14 protein-coding genes and 2 tRNA genes are annotated in these 16325 nt (G+C 59.3%); 5 read left to right on the forward strand and 11 right to left on the reverse strand.

All coding sequences use genetic code 11. From position 1 onward, the window contains the following. Positions 1–15: 15 nt before the first annotated feature. The 6 genes from ACR0NJ_RS14150 to ACR0NJ_RS14175 all read right to left on the reverse strand — a co-directional run bounded on the left by ACR0NJ_RS14150 (position 16) and on the right by ACR0NJ_RS14175 (position 4823). Positions 16–90: transfer RNA gene (locus tag ACR0NJ_RS14150), tRNA-Glu, on the reverse strand. 22 nt (positions 91–112) lie between these two features. Then, a tRNA-Glu gene (locus ACR0NJ_RS14155) sits at positions 113–187 on the reverse strand. Between the two features lie 98 nt (positions 188–285). Then, a complete protein-coding gene (gene recJ / locus ACR0NJ_RS14160) occupies positions 286–2028 on the reverse strand; it encodes a single-stranded-DNA-specific exonuclease RecJ (RefSeq protein WP_480817782.1) in 1743 nt (580 codons plus the stop codon). A gap of 90 nt (positions 2029–2118) precedes the next feature. Continuing rightward, positions 2119–3102 (reverse strand): class II fructose-bisphosphatase, encoded by a 984-nt coding sequence (glpX, locus tag ACR0NJ_RS14165; protein ID WP_480817783.1) that lies wholly within the window; start codon positions 3100–3102, stop codon positions 2119–2121. A 68-nt stretch (positions 3103–3170) separates the two neighbouring features. Next, entirely contained in the window at positions 3171–4457 is a 1287-nt protein-coding gene (locus ACR0NJ_RS14170; protein ID WP_480817784.1) for a homoserine dehydrogenase, read from the reverse strand. 117 nt (positions 4458–4574) lie between these two features. Beyond that, positions 4575–4823, reverse strand: coding sequence for a hypothetical protein (locus ACR0NJ_RS14175; RefSeq protein ID WP_480817785.1), 249 nt, complete (start codon positions 4821–4823; stop codon positions 4575–4577). Between the two features lie 100 nt (positions 4824–4923). Between ACR0NJ_RS14175 and ACR0NJ_RS14180 the strand changes: the two genes are divergently transcribed. Then, positions 4924–5511, forward strand: coding sequence for a TetR/AcrR family transcriptional regulator (locus ACR0NJ_RS14180; protein ID WP_480817786.1), 588 nt, complete (start codon positions 4924–4926; stop codon positions 5509–5511). Between the two features lie 15 nt (positions 5512–5526). On the opposite strand, the gene ACR0NJ_RS14185 is transcribed toward ACR0NJ_RS14180, so the two are convergent. Continuing rightward, positions 5527–6438, reverse strand: coding sequence for a pirin family protein (locus ACR0NJ_RS14185; protein WP_480817787.1), 912 nt, complete (start codon positions 6436–6438; stop codon positions 5527–5529). Positions 6439–6596: 158 nt separating this feature from the next. Between ACR0NJ_RS14185 and ACR0NJ_RS14190 the strand changes: the two genes are divergently transcribed. Continuing rightward, positions 6597–7064, forward strand: coding sequence for a hypothetical protein (locus tag ACR0NJ_RS14190; RefSeq protein WP_480817788.1), 468 nt, complete (start codon positions 6597–6599; stop codon positions 7062–7064). On the opposite strand, the gene ACR0NJ_RS14195 is transcribed toward ACR0NJ_RS14190, so the two are convergent. The 3 genes from ACR0NJ_RS14195 to ACR0NJ_RS14205 all read right to left on the reverse strand — a co-directional run bounded on the left by ACR0NJ_RS14195 (position 7061) and on the right by ACR0NJ_RS14205 (position 10048). Next, positions 7061–7582 (reverse strand): hypothetical protein, encoded by a 522-nt coding sequence (locus ACR0NJ_RS14195; protein WP_480817789.1) that lies wholly within the window; start codon positions 7580–7582, stop codon positions 7061–7063. The genes ACR0NJ_RS14190 and ACR0NJ_RS14195 overlap by 4 nt on opposite strands. 85 nt (positions 7583–7667) lie before the next feature. Continuing rightward, the gene (locus ACR0NJ_RS14200; protein WP_480817790.1) at positions 7668–8258 is read right to left on the reverse strand and encodes a TadE/TadG family type IV pilus assembly protein; all 591 of its coding nucleotides are present in this window, start codon (positions 8256–8258) and stop codon (positions 7668–7670) included. Then, positions 8255–10048 carry a pilus assembly protein TadG-related protein gene (locus ACR0NJ_RS14205; protein ID WP_480817791.1) on the reverse strand — a complete coding sequence of 598 codons (1794 nt, stop codon included), beginning with the start codon at positions 10046–10048 and terminating at the stop codon, positions 8255–8257. Before ACR0NJ_RS14205 ends, ACR0NJ_RS14200 begins: the two co-directional genes overlap by 4 nt. Before the next feature lie 541 nt (positions 10049–10589). Here ACR0NJ_RS14205 and ACR0NJ_RS14210 point away from each other — a divergent pair. From ACR0NJ_RS14210 to rpoD, 3 genes are all read left to right on the forward strand, one after another. Further along, positions 10590–10886 carry a hypothetical protein gene (locus ACR0NJ_RS14210; RefSeq protein WP_480817792.1) on the forward strand — a complete coding sequence of 99 codons (297 nt, stop codon included), beginning with the start codon at positions 10590–10592 and terminating at the stop codon, positions 10884–10886. Positions 10887–10967: 81 nt separating this feature from the next. After that, positions 10968–12917: a DNA primase gene (gene dnaG, locus ACR0NJ_RS14215; RefSeq protein ID WP_480817793.1), complete on the forward strand. Its 1950-nt coding sequence runs from the start codon at positions 10968–10970 to the stop codon at positions 12915–12917. Between the two features lie 114 nt (positions 12918–13031). Next, positions 13032–15020, forward strand: a complete 1989-nt coding sequence (gene rpoD, locus ACR0NJ_RS14220) for an RNA polymerase sigma factor RpoD (protein WP_480817794.1) — start codon at positions 13032–13034, stop codon at positions 15018–15020. Between the two features lie 174 nt (positions 15021–15194). On the opposite strand, the gene ACR0NJ_RS14225 is transcribed toward rpoD, so the two are convergent. Continuing rightward, positions 15195–16214: a helix-turn-helix domain-containing protein gene (locus ACR0NJ_RS14225; protein ID WP_480817795.1), complete on the reverse strand. Its 1020-nt coding sequence runs from the start codon at positions 16212–16214 to the stop codon at positions 15195–15197. Positions 16215–16325: the final 111 nt, after the last annotated feature.

Genomic DNA, 16325 nt, shown 5'->3' on the forward strand with positions numbered 1-16325 from the left:
CCAGACAAGCGCAGGTGGTAGCCCGTAGGGGAATCGAACCCCTCTTTCCAGGTTGAAAACCTGGCGTCCTAACCGATAGACGAACGGGCCATTTAAGCCAGACAAGCGCAGGTGGTAGCCCGTAGGGGAATCGAACCCCTCTTTCCAGGTTGAAAACCTGGCGTCCTAACCGATAGACGAACGGGCCACGCTGGCTTGTGGGGGGCCTTTTACGGTTTACCTCAGACCCCCGCAAGCCGAAAAATGCAGGGATGTGAAAGTTTTTTGGCGGGGGTAAAACCGGCTCTAGCCCACCTCGGCGGCGTCTTCCAGCCTCAGTTGCACGCTCTGCCGACCGCCCCAGGTATTGACCTCGAGCCGCCCCGCAAAATGGAACCGCGCGCCGCCGTGATTGGCCAGTTTGTCGCCCATCGGGCCGTCGAACGCGCCAAAAGCGATGGCGTCCAGCCCGCCGCCGACCCCATCGGAGAGCGAGAGTTTCAGGTGGGTCTCTCCGACCCTTTTGGCAAAGCGCACCTGCAGATCAGGCAGGGCATAGCGCGGGGCAGGGGCGCTGGCCCCGAACGGCCCGGCCTTTTCTATCTGTTCGATCAGATCGACGGTGGCCGCGCCGGGCATCAGCGTGCCATCGAGTTTCAGGTCGGCAGGCCCGCCTTCGCCCGCGCCCTGTTTAGCCAGCAATTCGCTGAGCCGCGCCATCGCCGGTTCCAACTGATCGCGCATCACCGTCAGCCCAGCGGCCATCTTGTGCCCGCCGCCTTTGACCAAAAGCCCCTCGGACGCAAGCCGTTGGATCGACGCGCCCAGATCAACGCCGGATACTGACCGGCCCGAACCTTTGCCTTCATCGCCATCGAAACCGATCACGATTGCGGGGCGGTTCGCCGTCTCTTTCAAGCGAGACGCCACGATCCCGACGACCCCCGGATGCCAGCCGCCGCCGGCAGCCCAGACCAGAGGCGCATCCAGCCCTCTTTCTTCGGCCTGTTCCAACGCCGCTGCGCGGACTGCGTTTTCGATATCCCGGCGTTCGGTGTTCAATTCGTCCAACCGTTGCGACAGTGCCTCGGCCTCATGCTGCGAGTCCGTGCTGAGCAACCGTGCTCCCAGATCGGCCTGACCGATCCGCCCGCCTGCATTCACACGTGGCCCCAGAAGAAACCCGAGATGATAGCTGCTAGGTGCCGAATCCATCCGCGCCACATCGGACAGCGCCACCAGACCGGGCCGCTGCCGTTGCGCCATAACCTTCAGCCCCTGCCGCACCAGCGCCCGATTGGCCCCGACCAAGGGGGCCACATCTGCAACAGTCGCCAGCGCGACCAGATCCAGAAGCGAGATCAGGTCCGGGGCTTTGACCCCGGCCTCCCGCAATTGCCGACCCGCTTCGACCAGCATCAGGAACACCACGCCAGCGGCACACAGATATCCCAGATCGCTGCTTTCATCCTGCCGGTTCGGGTTCACGACGGCCACGCAATCTGGCAGCGTTTCGCCGCCCAAATGGTGGTCCAGTACGATCACATCCGCGCCCTTCGCCGCCGCAATCGGCTCGTGGCTTAGGGTGCCGCAATCTACGCAGATGATCAGGTCATGACCCGCCGCAAGCTCCTGCATTGCCGGGACGTTCGGGCCATAGCCTTCGTCAATCCGGTCCGGCACATAAAGCGTCGCTTGCAATCCCAACTGGCGCAGCCAAACCAACAGAAGGGCGGCCGAACTGCCGCCATCCACATCGTAATCCGCAAACACTGCAATACGCTGCCGCCCGCGCACAGCCTTCAGAAATCGGCTCGCCGCGACCTCCATATCCCTCAGGCTGCGCGGATCGGGTAAAAGCTCCTTCAGCTTGGGGTCCAGAAAGCTTTGCGCCTCCATCGGCGGTACGCCGCGCTGGGCCAGAACCTGACACACAGCGCGTGGTAGATCGGCCTGTTGCGCCAACATATCCGCAGCGCGCTCGACCTCGGGCGTGGGGCCAACCCACCGCCGCCCGGTCAGAGACTGTTCAACACCCAGAAACGCCACATCTTACCTCATGCACCAAGGCCGGACCCAATCGGACCCGGCCCTTCTTCTTGTCAAAAATACGGTCGCCGAAGGCAGCGGCGCAAGCCGCTACGCTTCGTTATGCGGCCACATCGGCGTGCGGTAAGACATACGCCGGACCGAGCCCGTCTTGGACCGCATCAGCAGCGTCGTAGTCTCGACCCAGCCCGGCTCGCGCTTGATGCGCGGCAGTAGCGACCCGCCGGTCACGCCGGTGGCAGCAAAGATCACATCCGCTGTCACCATCTCATCCCGCGCGTACACGCGGTCCAGATTGGTGATGCCCGCCTTGGCCGCGCGGCCGCGCTCGTCATCGTTGCGGAACAACAGGCGGCCAAAAATCTGACCACCCATGCATTTCAGCGCGGCCGCCGCCAGCACACCCTCAGGCGCACCGCCCTGACCCATATACATATCGATACCGGTCACTTCGCTTTCGGCACAGTGCATGACACCGGCCACGTCGCCATCGGTGATCAGACGGATCGAAGCGCCGGTCTCGCGCACCTCGGCGATCATCGCCTCGTGACGTGGACGTTCAAGGATACAGACAGTGATATCGGCAGGCTCGCGGCCTTTGGCCTTGGCCAGAGCCTCAACGCGTTCGCGCGGGCTCATGTCCAGATTGACGACATTTTCAGGGTATCCCGGCCCAACGGCCAGCTTGTCCATATACACGTCCGGCGCGTGCAGCATGGATCCGCGCGGGCCCATGGCGATCACTGTCAGCGCGTTGGGCATATCCTTGGCGGTCAGGGTGGTGCCTTCCAGCGGGTCCAGCGCGATATCCACGCCGGGGCCGTTACCAGTGCCCACCTCTTCGCCGATATACAGCATCGGGGCCTCGTCGCGCTCACCTTCACCAATGACCACAACGCCCGCGATATCGAGCAGGTTCAACTGCTCGCGCATGGCGTTCACCGCAGCCTGATCGGCGGCCTTTTCGTCGCCGCGCCCTACCAGCGAGGCCGAGGCCAGCGCGGCCTGTTCTGCAACCCTTGCCAGCCCCAGTGACAGCAGGCGGTCGTTAAAATCGATTTTGGCAGCACTCATCTTTACTATCCTTAGGTCAATCAAGCCGTTGCTTCCGGCATAGCTTGCGTTTCATGCAGGCCGCAAGCTCAAACCTCTTCAATCCGCAGCGCAACCGGTTCGCCTGCGATGACATCCGTCTCGCGCAGGCCTTCCAGTGCGACGTCCAGCGTGGCGCGCGTGGTCTTGTGGGTGACGATCAGAACCGGCGCGGTGCTTTCGGCATGGGCATACTGGCGCATCCGGTCGATTGAGACACCGGCATCGCCCAAAATGGCCGCAACCTTGGCGAGCGCGCCGGGTTTGTCCAGCAGGGCAAGTCGCAGATAGTACGGCGCAGGCAGGCCGGTGACGGCGGGCCGCGCATCCTGCAATGATGTGGCGGGGCGTCCGAAGGTCGGGATGTGAAGCCCACGCGCCAGATCGCAAACGTCGCCCATCACGGCACTGGCGGTGGGGCCTTCGCCCGCACCGGGGCCACGCAGAACGATTTGTTCAACCGCGTCGCCATCCAGCACGACCATATTGGTGCCGCCCTCCAACTGGCCCAGAGGTGAGTCAATTGGTACCAGACAGGGCTGCATCCGCTGCTCAAGCCCCCGCGCGGTGCGCTGTGCCACGCCCAGCAACTTGATCCGATAGCCCATATCGTCGGCCTGATGGATGTCTTCTAGACTGATCTGCTGAATGCCCTCGATCTCGATCCCGTCGAAATTCGGCTTGGTGCCAAAGGCGATCGAGGACAGCAGCGCCAGTTTATGCGCCGCGTCGATACCGCCGACATCAAGGTTCGGGTCAGCCTCAAGGTAGCCAAGCTGGGCGCATTCTTCGAACAGCGCGTTATAGCCCAACTGCTGCGATTGCATCCGGGTCAGGATGTAGTTGCAGGTGCCGTTCATCACGCCCATGACGCGGGTGATGTCATTTCCGGCCAGCCCTTCGGTCAGCGATTTGATAACTGGAATGCCGCCTGCCACGGCGGCCTCGAACCGGATTACGCGACCGGCGGCCTCGGCTTTTTCCGCAAGCTCCTGCCCGTGGATCGCCAGTAGAGCCTTGTTGGCCGTGACCACATCCTTGCCGCTGGCCAGCGCCGCTTCGACCGAGGCTTTGGCCGGGCCGTTCTCGCCCCCCATCAGTTCGACAAAAACGTCGATATCATCGCGTTTGGCCAGAGCAACCGGGTCGGTCTCCCACGCGTAGTCCGACAGGTTGATCCCACGGTCTTTGCTGGCATCGCGCGCCGAGACCGCTACGATTTCCACCGGGCGACCGGTCCTTGCCTGCAGCAGTTCCGCATGGCGGCGGACGATCCTGACGACACCCACGCCGACCGTTCCCAAGCCCGCAATTCCCAGCCGCAGCGCCTGTGTCATTCCGTGGGTTCCTTTCCGCTCGAAATATTCTGATTTCGGACCCGTCGTCCGTTCAGCGCTGCCTTAGCTGGTTCAGGCCAAGGGTGCAATCCGTCAGAGGGCCTTGGGCCCGTGCGATCAGTTGATCTGGGCGTTTTGCAGGGCTTCGGCTTTTTTCGACAGCGCTTCGCTGCGCGCGGTCAGGTCTTCTTCGACCTCTGCGGCCTCGCTGACCGGATCGACCGGAGGCCCAAGCGTGTCCTGCAGCGGGATAAGGCGCGGGTAGCGGGCCGATTTGACCGAGGCCGGCTCGCTGCCGTCCAGTTCGGGAAAGTCAGCGCATCCGGTGCAGAATATGATCAATGCCAGCAGGGGCAGAGGCTTCACGGCGAACCCTTTCGATTGCGGTCTCATCCCCTGATGCACGGTTTGTCCGAACGGTTCAAGCGGGGTTCTATTTGAACATTTGTTCAGATACGGTGCGGCTATGGCACGAACACAAGGTTCACATTCCGACATTACCGGCCCGCGCATCCAGAAAGCGGCGCTGGGGCTGTTCGCACGCCACGGCTACGCGGCGGTGTCGATGCGCCAGATTGCAGGCGAGGTCGGTGTGCAGGCCGGGGCGCTTTATAACTACACGCCAGACAAGCAAAGCCTGCTGTACCGGCTGATGCGCGAGCACATGCAGGAACTTCTGGCGGCTTATGAAGCGTTGGACCAAGGCGGCACCGCGCAAGACGCCTTGCGCCGCTTCGTCGGATTCCACATCCGCTTCCACCTGCAGCGCCCTGACGAGGTGTTCATCGCCTATATGGAACTGCGCAATCTGACGCCCGAGAATTTCACCGAGATCGAGGACCTGCGCAGGAAATATGAAAACGCGCTGGAAAGCATTCTGCATGACGGACAGCAGGCGGGTTTGTTCTCCATCTCGGACACCAAGATCACCGCCTTGGCGGTGATCGCGATGCTGAACGGTGTCATGACCTGGTATCGGGCAGGGGGGCGATTGTCGCTGGACGAGGTCGAGCAGATCTACTGGGACATGGTGCGCCGTGCGGTAACGGCCTGACCCCAAGGCTTTCGGTCAATGGGCCGGGCGAATGAAGGTCCCGTTGCGCAACTCTTGAAACGCCTGCTCAAGCTCGGCGCGGGTGTTCATGACAATCGGTCCGTGCCACGCCACAGGCTCATCAATCGGCGCGCCCGAGATCAGCAGGAACCGCACGCCTTCGGGCCCGGCCTGAACGGTGATCTCATCCCCCGTACCAAAGCGCACAAGCGTCCGGTCGCCCGACATGTCACGGATGTTGACCTCTTGCCCCGCGACCTCTTTCTCCAGCAACACGCCCGTGGGTTGCGAGGCGTCGGCAAAGGCCGCTTGTCCTTGAAACACATAGGCAAAGGCGCGCCGGTAAGTGTCGATGCGAAAGGTCTTTTTCACGCCCGTCGGGATCTGGATATCCAGATATTGCGGGTCGGCTGCGATGCCATCCACCGGGCCGGTCTTGCCCCAGAACTCACCCACAATAACGCGCACGGTCGTTCCATCGTCATCCGTGATCTCGGGGATGTCCCCGCTTTGCACATCCTGATAGCACGGAGCCGTCATCTTCTGATCCGAGGGCAGATTGCCCCACAGCTGAAACCCGTGCATCTGGCCTGCGTTGTTTCCGTGCGGCATCTCCTGATGCAGAATGCCCGATCCGGCGGTCATCCATTGCACATCACCTGCCCCCAGCGTGCCGCTGTTGCCCAGCGAATCGGAATGCTCGACCGTGCCGGCCAGCACATAGGTGATGGTTTCGATCCCCCGATGCGGGTGCCACGGGAACCCGGCCTGATAATCGCGCGGGTGTTCGTTCCGGAAATCGTCAAACAGCAGAAACGGGTCGAGTTCCGAAGGGTCCTGAAACCCGAACGCACGGTGCAGTTTGACGCCTGCGCCCTCCATCGTCGGGACGGATTTCCGGGTTTCCAATGTGGGTCTTAGGGACATGGTCGGCTCCTCTTCGTTCGAGCAGCATGTAACCTCTGCATGCGTGTGGTCAATTTGCAGCCAAACACCGGCTCTGTGCGGAAATGTTTAAGGTGTTCTGGCCCTGTTGTCCTACCCGAAAACCCGCTACATCAAGGCGGAGCAGACAGGAGGCATTCATGCAGGACGAAGTTCTGGCAACAATTCAGGCATCATCCGCCAGACGGTGGACCGGAGTCGGGTTGTTGATCCTTGTAGGGACCTCGGTCATCTATGTGGCGTTTGCGTCGCCACCTGAGCCGTTTTGGCAGGCGTTCCTGCTTGCTTTCGGCGGCTCGGCCTTCTGGTTGGCGCACCGCATGTGGCAAGCCACGGTCGACCGCATCGAGCTGACGCGTTCGGAGTTGCGGACAGGGCAGGGGGTTCTGATCGCAGCACTTCAGGATATCGAAGCAGTTGATCGAGGCGTCTTTGCTTTCAAACCCTCAAACGGGTTTGTCATCCTGACGCATAGCAAGCAGGCAAACAGCTGGGCCCCGGGTCTGTGGTGGCGCGTGGGCCGACGTATCGGCATCGGTGGCATGACGGCTGCCGCCGAAACCAAAGTTATGGCCGATGTACTGTCAGTGCAATTGGCCCAAGGCTAAGCGTCTTTGCACGCCGGATCATCGTTGTTGATATTGTTGTAGCCGCGCGGATGGGTGAAGATGAAGTTCTCCATCGGGAATGAATGATCCCCAAAGCCAATTCTGAACGGGCGGCTGTACCAATTGCGGGTCTCGACGAGGATCATGGTGCTGTCATCTGCCATCGCGGGAATACGATCTTCAATTTGTCCGAACGAGTCATTGCTCCACCTTGTGAAAAATGCCCCCCGAACGCAGGACCACTTGACCTCGTGTTTGTCGTCTTCAGCGTCCCAGCGAATGAATGAAATGCGCATGGAAACGTTTGCGTGGTCCGTATTATCTTCATCCGACCTGTCCCCAAGAAGGGCCTTTAGTAGGTCGTACATCGTATCAATGTACTGAATGTTCACGGTTCGACTTTCGCGCGAAACGATATCAGCAAGCGCATAGGTCGCTTTAAGATTCCGAGAGCTTTGCTTGTACCCGTCAAAATACGAATACGTGGTCCACATGCCCCAAAACAGAAGCGGCAGCATGAGGATCGCCTCAATCGAAACGGTGCCGTCTTCTTTCCGCCAAAGGCGGTTCAAAAGCCGAGACAGTGTTTTGCGGGGGCGGGGGTTAGCTTGGCTCATGGACAAATACCGACATTGCATGCAATTGGTAGCGACCATTGCTTTTGTGTTTCCGAACTTGCTGGGACAAAGTCGAGCCGACAAACCGAGGTTTGATTTCAGCGCAGGCCCTGATGATCATTAGTTCGTTCGAAGCGCCCACTTCAAAAATCCTGTCGTCTGGCTCGTTAATTTCTTCGGGAGTGTCCAGACACAACGGGTCCCTGTTGAACAGCGCTTCCTTGCCTGCTGCCGCGGGATCTTCCATCGGATCAATGCTTTGCATCTCAATCGAGAGATAGGACAAACAATCGCGAATTGACGATGCCTTGTGGCAGATTTCCCTTTTCAGCAGTGCGTGTGTCCAGCGTGCATCGGGCGTCTGATCGTATTTTTCAATGTTGTTCATACGAACATCCTGAATGATCTCATCCAGGGCACGTTCCAGATTGGCGTGATGATACGCGACCATTCCGTATTCGATACCGGAATAGGTGCTCATCAGGAAAATCGGGAACCACATCACGAATTCGATGGTCGAGGTGCCTTCTTCATCCCGGCGAAAGCGTTTTGCCTTGGAGAACAGTCGTTTGATCATTGTGTGAGCCTCAGGCTGCGGATGCTGGACCCGATCGAGGCAAAAACGTCCACGATCTGATCGCCCGTTGCTTCGTAGTACGCGCCATCGTCACTTTTGCAGTCCTGCAGCAGCGCTTTACCTGCGTCAGGGGCTTCGAAGGCGATGGTGAATACAACGATGTTCCTGGCGGCCGCCTGAGCGCAGAGCGCACGAGCGCGAGCGTCTTTGGTGGTCCGTCCGATTTCTTCGACGGCCTGGTTGTACCAGTTGTTACCGGCGGTCGTACCCAGAGACTCTCTGAACAGGTCACGAATTGCGCGGCGTGTCGTGCGTTTCCAGACATCCGGCCATTCAAGAATGTTCGAGTTTATCTCATTTCCGGCACTGTCGGTCACGTTGATCTGCCGAGTGAAGTTGTAGTCAAAAGAGGTGCATTCATAAGCTCCGCTGGAATTCTGGCGCCAGCCGATGCAACGGGCTTCGGTATACGCGTTGGGGCATCCAGAGCTGGTTCTGACATGATAGGGGTCTTCACCTTGGTACCCACCATAGGGGCACTGCTGCCAGACTTCGCGGGCCCAATAGAAACCTCGGCTTGAATCCCACTGATAGTTGGGGACGTCATGCCAGTAGTATCTTTCCCGGACGGTGTCGTAAGTGGAATAGTTACCTTCCGCGCGGTTCCACCACAGGTTCGACGCACCTTCCCGATAAGGTTCGCGGACCTTGTACTGGGTGGTGTTTGCGCCGTCCGTCATCAGAACGACAACCTTCATCGAGTCGTTGCTGGCGTAGGTGTTCGGTCTGACCGCAAACTCAGAGGGAACTTCGTTGTTCGCCGCAAGATCGGCCGAGACGGGCTGGAAGCTTTGGTCCAGAAGGGTCAGACCCCATTTCAGCCCGAGGTCGATCGAGGTGTTACCCGAAGCCTCCAGATTATTGATGAAGGTATTCAGCGTGCCGGGGTCCTTTTGCAAGGTCGCAACTTCGCGGTTGGACCGACGGTCGCAAACTTCGCTTGAAACGATGCCGTTGGTGTAGCGGCGGTCATAAGTGGACCAGGGCGTAAAGTGCAGCGTGCGGGGCCTGATCATATCCAGATCGAAAGAGATGGTATCAAACTCATCGCTCGTGAAGTTCAGGCAGTTCGCGTATTCGTTCACGCCGGTGAACGCCGATCCTGGCGTTGGTGCGCCCGGCATGAAATTCGCCTGAATGCTGTTCATCAGACTGTCCGACACGGCAACCTGAGTTGCGTAAGGAATGACCGAGATTGACAGTTTGCCATCTTCAGTCTTGTCCGACATCTCCTGCACAAATTCGGTTGCCGCCTTTTTCAGGTTTGTCAGGCGGCCATAGCTGTTCATCGAACCGGAAACGTCCAAAACAAGCGAGATTTCAACGTCGTCGATGGATTCCTCAGCAACGCTGTGTACCTGAGCCAGAATGGTGGGGTTTTTAAGACCGTCGGTCTGCCAAATTCCTGTCATGCCCATGAAGTGAGTAGGCACATCCATTCGAACAATGGCTTCGACCCGGCGATAGCCATCAATCGTCACAGCGGTCGAACCACAGACATTCGGCCGCACGTCGACATAGGCGAGGAACTGGTCCAAACCCTCTTTGCTCAGGTAGTCGCGAATAACGTCCTCGGGGCATAGGTCCTGATCCAGGTCAGCAGCGGCCAGAACCGCCCGGTCCAGTGCATATTGCAATCTTGCACGCTCGCGGTCGAACCGCATTACGTCAACGGCAAAACCCGTGACGGTAATAATGATCATCAAAAAGCCCAGCGTCATCGGAGTCATGGCGCCGCCTTCGGGTTTTAGAAACGAATTCCTAAGCCATCGGCGAGCGCCTGATTGCTTCCGTTTTTCCAATCCCGACTTCCAAACAAACTTCTTCATAACGTGTCCCTCTGCTGGCCAGACACACTGAACCCAGTTCTTTGCAACTTTAATTTTTTATCGGTCGAACGTGGCGAGAATTGGGCGTGAGTGCCACTATGATGCTATTTTTGAATGAAAATCGGCTGCAGTCGCGGTTTGCACGCGGTCTTTGTTTCGACCCGTGGAACAATGGGGCAGGTGCCGAATCCCCGCGACTCGCCCCAAAGCGCTGGGAAACAGATTATGCAGACCTGGATGAAAAGTGCGCCGTCAAAGCCCGCTAGGACGGTAAGTACGCCCTCGGAATTCCACTTCCAGGCGGGCTCAGATTGGTCGAAAGGGCGGGCGCGCCCCATGCCTTGCGGCACGCCACTTCGGCCTTTGGGGATGAATTGAGAGATGGCGGGCCCCTAAAAGCGCGGTTAATCTGCCGGTGTTTGAACGATTCCCGGAGATCCCAATGTTGCGTATCGCACTTGCCGCCGCTTTATTCGCCACCCCCTTGGCCGCTGCCGAGACCAAAGAACAAAGCTGTGGCTATCAGGCGGACGTCGTGGCCGCGATCCAGAAGGCGCGGCTGGACCGGGTCAAGGAACGCGACGTGGCGAAGGCAATCGCCGATACTGGCCCGTCCTGGCCCGAGAACTACAATGCGGCCATCCCGCTGATCACCCCGTGGGTCTATGAGCAAAAGATGCGCGACGTGCGTAAAAAGGACCTTGGTGCTGCGTGGCTGGAACTGTGCCTGCAGCAATAATCCACAGACACGCGAATTCGCTGTGGACAACCGCGCGCCATCCCCTTGGCGCGCGTTTCGGTTTCTGGCAGGTTTGACCCCATGTCACTGCCCCCCGGATTTCTCGACGAGTTGCGCACAAGGCTGAGCCTGTCTCAGGTCGTCGGGCGCAAGGTCATGTGGGATCAGCGCAAGTCAAATCAGGGCAAGGGTGATATGTGGGCGCCGTGCCCGTTTCATCACGAAAAGACGGCCTCGTTCCATGTGGATGACCAAAAGGGGTTCTATTACTGTTTCGGCTGCCATGCCAAAGGCGACGCGATCAGTTTTGTGAAAGAGACCGAGAATGTCTCGTTCATCGAAGCGGTTGAGATTCTGGCGCGCGAGGCCGGGATGCCGATGCCCGCGCGTGATCCCAAGGCTCAGCAGAAACAAGACCGCCGCGCGCAACTGGCCGAGGTAATGGAGCAGGCGGTGCAGTTCTTCCGCCTGCAGCTCAAGACCGGGGCAGGGGCGGCGGCGCGCGACTACCTCACCCGGCGTGGTTTGGATGCTGAGGCGCTGGACCGGTGGGAGATCGGTTTTGCCCCCGATGGCTGGCAGGCGCTGTGGGATCATCTGACCGGCAAGAACGTGGCCGAAGATCTGATCCTCGGGGCCGGGCTGGCCAAGCCTTCGAACAAGGGCAAGAAACCCTATGACACGTTCCGGAACCGGATCATGTACCCGATCCGCGACCCGCGCGGGCGCTGCATTGCGTTTGGTGGTCGGGCGATGGACCCGAATGACAACGCTAAATACCTGAACTCGCCCGAGACCGATCTGTTCGACAAAGGCCGCAGCCTTTACAACCACGGCCCCGCGCGGCAAGCGGCGGGGAAGGGGCAGCCTCTGATCGTGGCCGAGGGGTATATGGACGTGATTGCTTTGGCCGAGGCCGGGTTCGGCGCGTCAGTTGCGCCCTTGGGAACTGCGATCACCGAACATCAGTTGCAATTGCTCTGGCGGATCTCCGATGAACCGATCATCGCGCTGGATGGCGACACTGCGGGCCTGCGCGCAGCGATGCGGGCGGTTGATCTGGCGCTGCCGCTGCTGGAGGCCGGGAAATCCCTGCGTTTTGCATTGATGCCTGAGGGCAAAGACCCCGACGACCTGCTGCGGGCCGAAGGGCCGGGAGCGGTGCAGGCTGTGCTGGAAGACGCGATCCCGATGGTCAAACTGCTGTGGCAGCGTGAGACCGACGGCAAGGTCTTCGACAGCCCCGAGCGTAAGGCCGCGTTGGACAAGTCGCTACGCGACAAGATCAAGCTGATCCGGGATCCCTCGATCCGGTCGCATTATGGGCAGGAAATTAAAGACCTGCGCTGGCAATTGTTTCGCCCGCAGCGACAACCGCAAAATCGCCCGTGGCAGCCGCGCGGAAAATGGCAGTCGCAGCCTCAGCCTGCGACACCGGGCGCGCGGGCCTCGTTTCTGGCCTCGACCGAGAATGCGGATATCCAACTGCGCGAGGCGGCCATACTGGCTATTGCCATCCTGAACCCGCAGGTCGTGGTGCAATTCGAGCATCAACTCGAAGAAATGGACTGCCACGATCCCGATCATGCGGCGCTGCGCGGGGCGATCCTGCGGCATGCGATTGACGACCCCGACAATCTGCAGGACCACATCATGCAAACTTTGGGACCCGAGCCCCTTGAAAACCTGCTGGCCCTTCGCCATGTCGCTGTGATCCCCTGCGTGTACAAACCGGGCGACGTTGAAAAGGCTCAGATGACGCTGGCCGAGGAACTCGCAAAGATCAAAGCGCTCCGGGGGTTGGATGCTGAGATTGCCGAAGCCGCAGAGGAGTTGTCCGATCTGGCCGATGAGGCGCTGACATACCGGCTGGCGCAAGCCGCCGAAGAGCGCAACCGCACGAGCCGTAGCCAGAATGAGGACAGGGCCGTTTTCGACATCGCCGACAACGGCGCGCGAATCAACCGCGACGAGAAAGACGCGTTCGAGGCAATTACATCCGGTATCAAATTCGAGCGGAAACGCCGCTAAACTGGTGTTTTCATAAGGCACTTGAAAAGAAAAACGGGTAAACGGGTGGCCGAATCACTTTCACGCGCTAATGATTCGGCTCTGACGAATCACCCATCCCTGCAGGAGCATTGAATGGCCGCCAAGGATACGAACGAAGACCGCAAATCCGACGAGCAGGAACAGGAAATCTCGCTGGATATGAGCCAGGCCCAGGTCAAGAAGATGATCGCCGAGGCCCGCGAGAAAGGCTACATCACATACGACCAGCTCAATCAGGTTCTGCCGCCTGATCAGGTCAGCTCGGAACAGATCGAAGACGTTATGTCGATGCTGTCCGAGATGGGCATCAACATCATAGAAGATGAAGAGGCCGAAGAGGAAGAGAACAAGGGCTCTACCGAACTGACCACCACCGAAAGCAACCGCGAGGTTGCGCTGTCCGGTGCTGCGACCGAGAAACTGGACCGCACCGACGACCCCGTTCGCATGTATCTGCGCGAGATGGGCAGCGTCGAGTTGCTGAGCCGCGAGGGCGAGATTGCTATCGCCAAGCGGATCGAAGCTGGTCGCAACACGATGATCGCCGGGCTGTGCGAAAGCCCGCTGACTTTCCAGGCGATTACCATCTGGCACGACGAATTGCTGTCCGAGGACATTCTGCTGCGCGACGTCATCGATTTGGAAACCACCTTTGGCAACCAGATGGACGAAGATGGCGGTGTGCAAGAGCCTGTCGTCGATACCTCGGCAGTGCAGGCGGCGAAGCCCGCCAAAGAGGAAAGCCCCGAACTGGATGCGGACGGCAACCCCATTGTCAGTGACGACGACGATGACGATGACGATCAGGCCAATATGTCTTTGGCCGCGATGGAAGCGGCGCTGAAAGATCAGGTTCTGACCACGCTTGAGCGGATCTCGACCGACTTTGCCCAATTGTCCGAGATGCAGGACAGCCGGATTTCGGCCACGCTGAACGAAGATGGTTCGTTCAGCGAAAAGGACGAGGACACCTATCAGAAGCTGCGCGCCGAGATTGTCGAACTGGTGAACGGCCTTCATCTGCACAACAACCGGATCGAAGCGCTGATCGACCAGTTGTACGGCATTAACCGCCGCGTTATGTCGCTGGACAGCGCGATGGTGAAGTTGGCCGACCAGGCCCGCATCAACCGTCGCGAGTTCATCGATGCCTATCGTGGCCGTGAACTTGATCCGAACTGGCTATCCGAGATGGCTGAAAAGCCGGGTCGGGGCTGGCAGATGTTCATCGAACGCTCGACCGACAAGGTTGAGGAGTTGCGCAACGACATGGCTCAGGTCGGGCAATATGTCGGTCTGGATATCCCTGAATTCCGCCGCATCGTTCAGCAGGTTCAGAAGGGTGAAAAAGAGGCGCGGCAGGCCAAGAAGGAAATGGTCGAAGCCAACCTGCGTCTGGTGATCTCGATTGCCAAAAAGTACACCAACCGTGGCCTGCAATTCCTTGATTTGATTCAGGAAGGCAACATCGGCCTGATGAAGGCGGTGGACAAGTTCGAATACCGCCGCGGCTACAAGTTTTCGACCTACGCGACATGGTGGATCCGTCAGGCGATCACGCGCTCGATTGCGGATCAGGCGCGCACGATCCGTATTCCGGTCCACATGATCGAAACGATCAACAAGTTGGTCCGGACCGGTCGTCAGATGCTGCACGAAATCGGCCGCGAGCCGACGCCGGAAGAACTGGCCGAAAAGCTGCAGATGCCGCTTGAGAAGGTGCGCAAGGTGATGAAAATCGCCAAGGAGCCGATCAGCCTTGAGACGCCGATTGGCGACGAGGAAGACAGCCAACTGGGCGATTTCATCGAGGACAAGAATGCCGTGCTGCCGCTGGACAGCGCCATTCAGGAAAACCTCAAGGAAACCACGACGCGCGTTCTGGCCTCGCTTACCCCGCGTGAGGAACGGGTTCTGCGGATGCGCTTTGGCATCGGCATGAACACGGACCATACGCTGGAAGAGGTCGGCCAGCAGTTCAGCGTGACCCGCGAACGTATTCGTCAGATCGAGGCGAAAGCGCTGCGTAAGCTGAAACATCCCAGCCGGTCGCGAAAACTGCGGTCCTTCCTGGATCAGTAAGGATCAAGGCGCCTCGGACCGAGGCGCCTTTTTCATTGAAACCGATCACAATGGCCGGTTCGCCAATCAAATTGGCGGGAACTCACAAAGATCATGGGCCCGTCGTCGCTATATCCGCCTTGTCCACTCATGGGACGGGCCGGGGCGAGGTGGTAACGCTGATGACCCCCGGTTTCAGGCCTGTATCGGATGCTCTACCCGTGTTTTGAAACGGCCCGGCGTCTGGCCTGTCCACCGTTTGAACGCGGTCGAGAACGCCGCCTGATCCGCGTAGCCCAGCGAATAGGAAATCTCGGACAGTGCCATTCCGTTCGACACAAAGGTCTGCGCCAGGTCGCATCGCAGGTCCGAGACGATTTCGCGGTAGTTGGTGCCTTCGTCCTTTAACCGCCGCGCAAAGGTTCTGGGGCTCATGCCAAGATTTGCGGCGGCCTCTTCGGCTTGAATAATCGTGCCGGGCAGGGACCGCGTGATCAACCCTTCGACCTGAGCGCGCAGTTTCTGGTTGGCCGCGTGTTTCTCGGCCAGAACCCGTTCGCCATATTCCAGAAGATGCGCGCGCAGCTTGGGATCGTAGGTGGGAACGGGCAGGTCCAGCGAGGACAGCGCCAGAATGATCTCCATCTTTTCGGCACCGAATACCACCGGAAACCCTGACAATTTGCGGAAACGGGCCGAATGCGCGCCGACTTCATGTTGAAACCGCATTTCAATGGGAAAGAAGTCCACCTGCGTTAAGTTGCGCATGCGCGCCAACGCGGCAAACAGCAGGAACTCGGTGCGCCGGTGATAGCGGGCATAGCTGGCATCCTTCCATTCAGCCTCGAACGAGGCGAAGTTCCCGGCGTAGCGCAGGCTGAACACAACAGCCGGATCAATGATGCCATGAAAGCGCGAGGTGTTCTCGATCACCTGTTTCAGATCTCGCGAGTATTTGCTGATATAGGCCGTTAGGCTTGAGGCCGAGGTGACCCCCAGACCGGTGCGCGCGCCGAAGGTGATGTCGTTCACCGCGTCACAGGCATAGCGCACAAACAAAGCCTCTTTCTGCGCGCTGCAGACCGAGGCTGACGGCGCGATGTCATCAGGCGCAAGGCCGGTCTGCGCCAGAACGCGCCGCGACACGGCGGGGTCGCCAGTGTGATCGTCAAGCGATTGAATCAGGCGATGAATGCGCGCGATATCGACGTCCATAAGTGCCTTTCCGGTCAGGTTTCCGTACTATTTGTCAGAATATCACAAAAACTTGTCCAATGACAAAAAGCACTTGCGGGCAGAGGCTTTAGATTTTCCGCGTCGGGTTGG

Source organism: Ruegeria sp. F11, from assembly GCF_056533855.1.

Coding starts and splice junctions, on each gene's coding strand:
- glpX (WP_480817783.1), bottom strand. CDS start 3,102: ATGAGTGCTGCCAAAATCGATTTTAACGACCGCCTGCTGTCACTGGGG.
- ACR0NJ_RS14195 (WP_480817789.1), bottom strand. CDS start 7,582: ATGCTGCCGCTTCTGTTTTGGGGCATGTGGACCACGTATTCGTATTTT.
- rpoD (WP_480817794.1), top strand. CDS start 13,032: ATGGCCGCCAAGGATACGAACGAAGACCGCAAATCCGACGAGCAGGAA.
- ACR0NJ_RS14170 (WP_480817784.1), bottom strand. CDS start 4,457: ATGACACAGGCGCTGCGGCTGGGAATTGCGGGCTTGGGAACGGTCGGC.
- ACR0NJ_RS14185 (WP_480817787.1), bottom strand. CDS start 6,438: ATGTCCCTAAGACCCACATTGGAAACCCGGAAATCCGTCCCGACGATG.
- ACR0NJ_RS14205 (WP_480817791.1), bottom strand. CDS start 10,048: ATGACTCCGATGACGCTGGGCTTTTTGATGATCATTATTACCGTCACG.
- ACR0NJ_RS14180 (WP_480817786.1), top strand. CDS start 4,924: ATGGCACGAACACAAGGTTCACATTCCGACATTACCGGCCCGCGCATC.
- dnaG (WP_480817793.1), top strand. CDS start 10,968: ATGTCACTGCCCCCCGGATTTCTCGACGAGTTGCGCACAAGGCTGAGC.
- ACR0NJ_RS14225 (WP_480817795.1), bottom strand. CDS start 16,214: ATGGACGTCGATATCGCGCGCATTCATCGCCTGATTCAATCGCTTGAC.
- ACR0NJ_RS14200 (WP_480817790.1), bottom strand. CDS start 8,258: ATGATCAAACGACTGTTCTCCAAGGCAAAACGCTTTCGCCGGGATGAA.
- ACR0NJ_RS14190 (WP_480817788.1), top strand. CDS start 6,597: ATGCAGGACGAAGTTCTGGCAACAATTCAGGCATCATCCGCCAGACGG.
- ACR0NJ_RS14210 (WP_480817792.1), top strand. CDS start 10,590: ATGTTGCGTATCGCACTTGCCGCCGCTTTATTCGCCACCCCCTTGGCC.